3 protein-coding genes are annotated in these 3,398 nt (G+C 66.9%); 2 read left to right on the forward strand and 1 reads right to left on the reverse strand.

The features are described 5' to 3' along the window. Positions 1–252 precede the first annotated feature (252 nt). A complete protein-coding gene (gene serB / locus ENN83_RS01880; protein WP_287183386.1) occupies positions 253–1,128 on the reverse strand; it encodes a phosphoserine phosphatase SerB in 876 nt (291 codons plus the stop codon). 156 nt (positions 1,129–1,284) lie between these two features. Here serB and ENN83_RS01885 point away from each other — a divergent pair, with 156 nt between their 5' ends. Together ENN83_RS01885 and ENN83_RS01890 are read left to right on the forward strand one after the other, a co-directional pair. Further along, entirely contained in the window at positions 1,285–2,436 is a 1,152-nt protein-coding gene (locus ENN83_RS01885; RefSeq protein WP_287183389.1) for a phosphoserine transaminase, read from the forward strand. A 96-nt stretch (positions 2,437–2,532) separates the two neighbouring features. After that, positions 2,533–3,398 (forward strand): hydroxyacid dehydrogenase (locus ENN83_RS01890; RefSeq protein WP_287183392.1); only part of this gene is annotated, 866 nt, incomplete at its 3' end.

Genomic DNA, 3,398 nt, shown 5'->3' on the forward strand with positions numbered 1-3,398 from the left:
CGCAAATCAGAAGAATACGGTTTCCCCATCCATGCCGCCTCCTTCACGGCAGTCAGTATGAATCAGAAATTGCGCCGGGTGTGAATCCCAAAGATTCAACTTGGTCGCGGTCGACTCTAGGCGCGGGGTGCGGGAGGGGTTTCGCCCTGGCTGACGCCAGGGCGACCCGCCGGGGGCGCTGCCCCCGGACCCCCGGGATATTTGACGCCAGAAGAAGGCAGGTGCGGCGTGGCCTGGCGCCTTTCCGGCCGGTCAGGCGGCGAAATCGTCCCTTGCATAGCCCTGGATATGGAGCAGCGCGGTCAGGTCGCCATGGTTGATGCGGATGTCGCATTGCGCGGCGACCGCGGGCTTGGCGTGCAGCGCCACGCCTGCCCCGGCGATCCCCAGCATGCCGAGATCGTTCGCGCCGTCGCCGACGGCCATCACCTGGTCGGGTGCGATCCCGAGCCGGGCGGAGATACCGGTGAGCGCCGAGACCTTGGCCGCGCGCCCAAGGATGGGTTCGGCGACCTTGCCGGTGAGTTTTCCGTCCTCGATCAGAAGCGTGTTGGCCCGGTATTCGTCGAAGCCCAGATCGGCGGCGACGCGCGCGGCGAAGCTGGTGAAGCCGCCCGAGACCAGCACGCAATGCGCGCCATTCGCCTTCATCGTGGCAACAAGCTCGCGGCCGCCGGGCGTGTGGGTGATGCGGGTGGACAGAACCTTGTCGACCACTTCGGCAGGCAGGCCCGCGAGCAGGGCCACGCGCTCGCGCAGCGCCCCTGCGAAATCGAGCTCGCCATTCATCGCGCGGGCGGTGATCTCGGCCACATGCGGGCCGACGCCCGCCTCGTCGGCGAGTTCGTCGATGCATTCCTGCCCGATCATGGTGGAATCCATGTCGGCGATCAGCATGCGTTTCCGGCGCCCCTCGGCGGGCTGGGCCACGAGATCGACGCCCAGCGCCTGGAACTCGGCCCAGATGTCGTGGAAATTGCCGGGGAGCGTCTCGACCGGGAATTCGGCGGCCACACCGGGCGCCAGCCAGAGCACCGCGCCCCCGCCCCAGGCATTGCGCAGCGCCTCGAGTGCCGCAGGGTCGAGCGCCGGGCGGGCGGGCGCGGTCAGCAGGGTGATGACATGCATGGGCGGGGTCCGTTCGGCTGCGCGCGTGTCGCGATTGGGCGTTGAGGCGGCGCAATAGCGCAGCTTTGCCCCTTGCGCCAGAGGGGGAAGGGGCGTAATGGCGGCGATGGGACACCCCTCCCCAACGAGGGGCGCTTATCTGGAAGGATAGCATCGATGGTCATCGAGACTCCGGCTGCGCGGCCGGCAAATCCGCGTTTCTCCTCTGGCCCCTGCGCCAAACTCCCCGCCTTTTCGCTCGACATGCTGGCTGACGCGCCCTTGGGGCGGTCGCACCGTGCTGCCATCGGCAAGGCCAGGCTGAAAGCCGCGATCGAGGAGACCCGCGCGGTCCTCGGTATCCCCGCCGAGTACCGCATCGGCATCGTGCCCGCCTCGGACACCGGCGCCGTGGAAATGGCGATGTGGTCGTTGCTGGGTGCGCGCGGCGTCGAGATGCTGGCCTGGGAAAGCTTCGGCGCAGGCTGGGTCACGGATGTCGTCAAGCAGCTGAAACTGGACGCCGCGGTGCGCGAGGCGCCCTATGGCGAGATCGTGGATTTCGCGCAGGTCGATTTCGACAAGGACGTGGTGTTCACCTGGAACGGCACCACCTCGGGCGTGCGCGTGCCGAATGGCGACGCGATCCCGGCGGACCGTCAGGGCCTGACGATCTGCGACGCGACCAGCGCGGCCTTCGCGATGGACCTGCCCTGGGACAAGCTGGATGTCACGACCTTCAGCTGGCAAAAGGTGATGGGCGGGGAGGGTGCGCACGGGATGCTGATCCTCGGCCCCCGCGCCGTCGAGCGGCTGGAAAGCTACACCCCCGCCTGGCCGCTGCCGAAGATCTTTCGCCTGACCAAGGGCGGCAAGCTGATCGAGGGCATTTTTGAGGGCGAGACGATCAACACGCCCTCGATGCTGGCGGTCGAGGATTACCTTGTGGCGCTGGCCTGGGGCAAATCCATCGGCGGGCTGCCTGCGCTGATCGCGCGGTCGAACGCGAATTTCGCCGCCGTGCAGTCCTTTGTCGACAGCAAGCCCTGGATCGAGAACCTGGCGGTGGATCCGGCGACGCGGTCGAACACCAGCGTCTGCCTGAAATTCACCGACCCGCGCATCGCGGATGGCGCGGCCTTTGCCAAGGCCGTCGCCAGGCGGCTGGAGACGGAAGGCGTGGCGCTGGATATCGGGGCCTATCGCGATGCGCCCGCGGGCCTGCGGATCTGGTGCGGCGCCACCGTGGAAACGGCGGATGTCGCGGCCCTGATGCCCTGGATCGAATGGGCCTTCGAGGCCGAAATTGCCGCGCAGGCCGCCGCCTGAGCCGGGACGGTGGGTTTCACCCACCCTACAGACCGCATTGAAGGGTGGGGGCACCCCCATCCTCTTTCCCCAGACATTCTGCAAAGGACCACGAAAATGGCTCCCAAGGTTCTCGTTTCCGACGCGCTGTCCGAAACCGCTGTCCAGATCTTCCGTAACCGCGGGATCGAGGTCGATTTCCGCCCCGACCTGGGCAAGGACAAGGACGCGCTGATCGCCGCCATCGGCCAGTATGACGGGCTGGCCATCCGCTCGGCCACCAAGGTCACCGAAAAGGTGCTGGAGGCCGCCACCAACCTCAAGGTCATCGGCCGCGCCGGGATCGGGGTGGACAACGTGGACATCCACGCCGCGTCCAGGAAGGGTGTGATCGTGATGAACACGCCCTTCGGCAACTCGATCACCACGGCCGAGCACGCGATTTCCATGATGATGGCGGTCGCCCGCCAGATCCCCGAGGCCAACGCCTCGACCCATGCGGGCAAGTGGGAAAAGTCCCGCTTCATGGGCGTCGAACTGACCGCCAAGACGCTGGGCCTGATCGGCTGCGGCAATATCGGCTCGATCGTGGCCGACCGCGCCATCGGGCTGAAGATGAAGGTGCTGGCCTATGACCCGTTCCTGTCGGAAGAGCGTGCCGAAAAGCTGGGCGTGACCAAGGTCGAGCTGGACGAACTGCTGCACCGGGCGGATTTCATCACGCTGCACGTTCCGCTGACCGAGAAGACGGCGAATATCCTGTCGCGCGAGAACCTGGCCAGGACCAAGAAGGGCGTGCGCATCATCAACTGCGCCCGCGGCGGGCTGGTCGACGAGGTGGCACTGGCCGAGATGCTGAAATCGGGCCATGTCGCGGGCGCCGCCTTCGACGTCTTCGCCGAGGAACCGGCGAAGGAGAACGTGCTGTTCAACCTGCCCAATGTCGTCTGCACGCCGCATTTGGGCGCCTCGACGACCGAGGC

The sequence above is a fragment of the Rhodovulum sp. genome (assembly GCF_011048875.1).
In the GTDB taxonomy this organism is placed as follows: Bacteria; Pseudomonadota; Alphaproteobacteria; order Rhodobacterales; family Rhodobacteraceae; genus Rhodovulum; species Rhodovulum tesquicola.

Excerpts from the sequence above, each read along its gene's own strand:
- serB (WP_287183386.1), bottom strand. The coding sequence starts at position 1,128 with ATGCATGTCATCACCCTGCTGACCGCGCCCGCCCGCCCGGCGCTCGAC.
- ENN83_RS01885 (WP_287183389.1), top strand. The coding sequence starts at position 1,285 with ATGGTCATCGAGACTCCGGCTGCGCGGCCGGCAAATCCGCGTTTCTCC.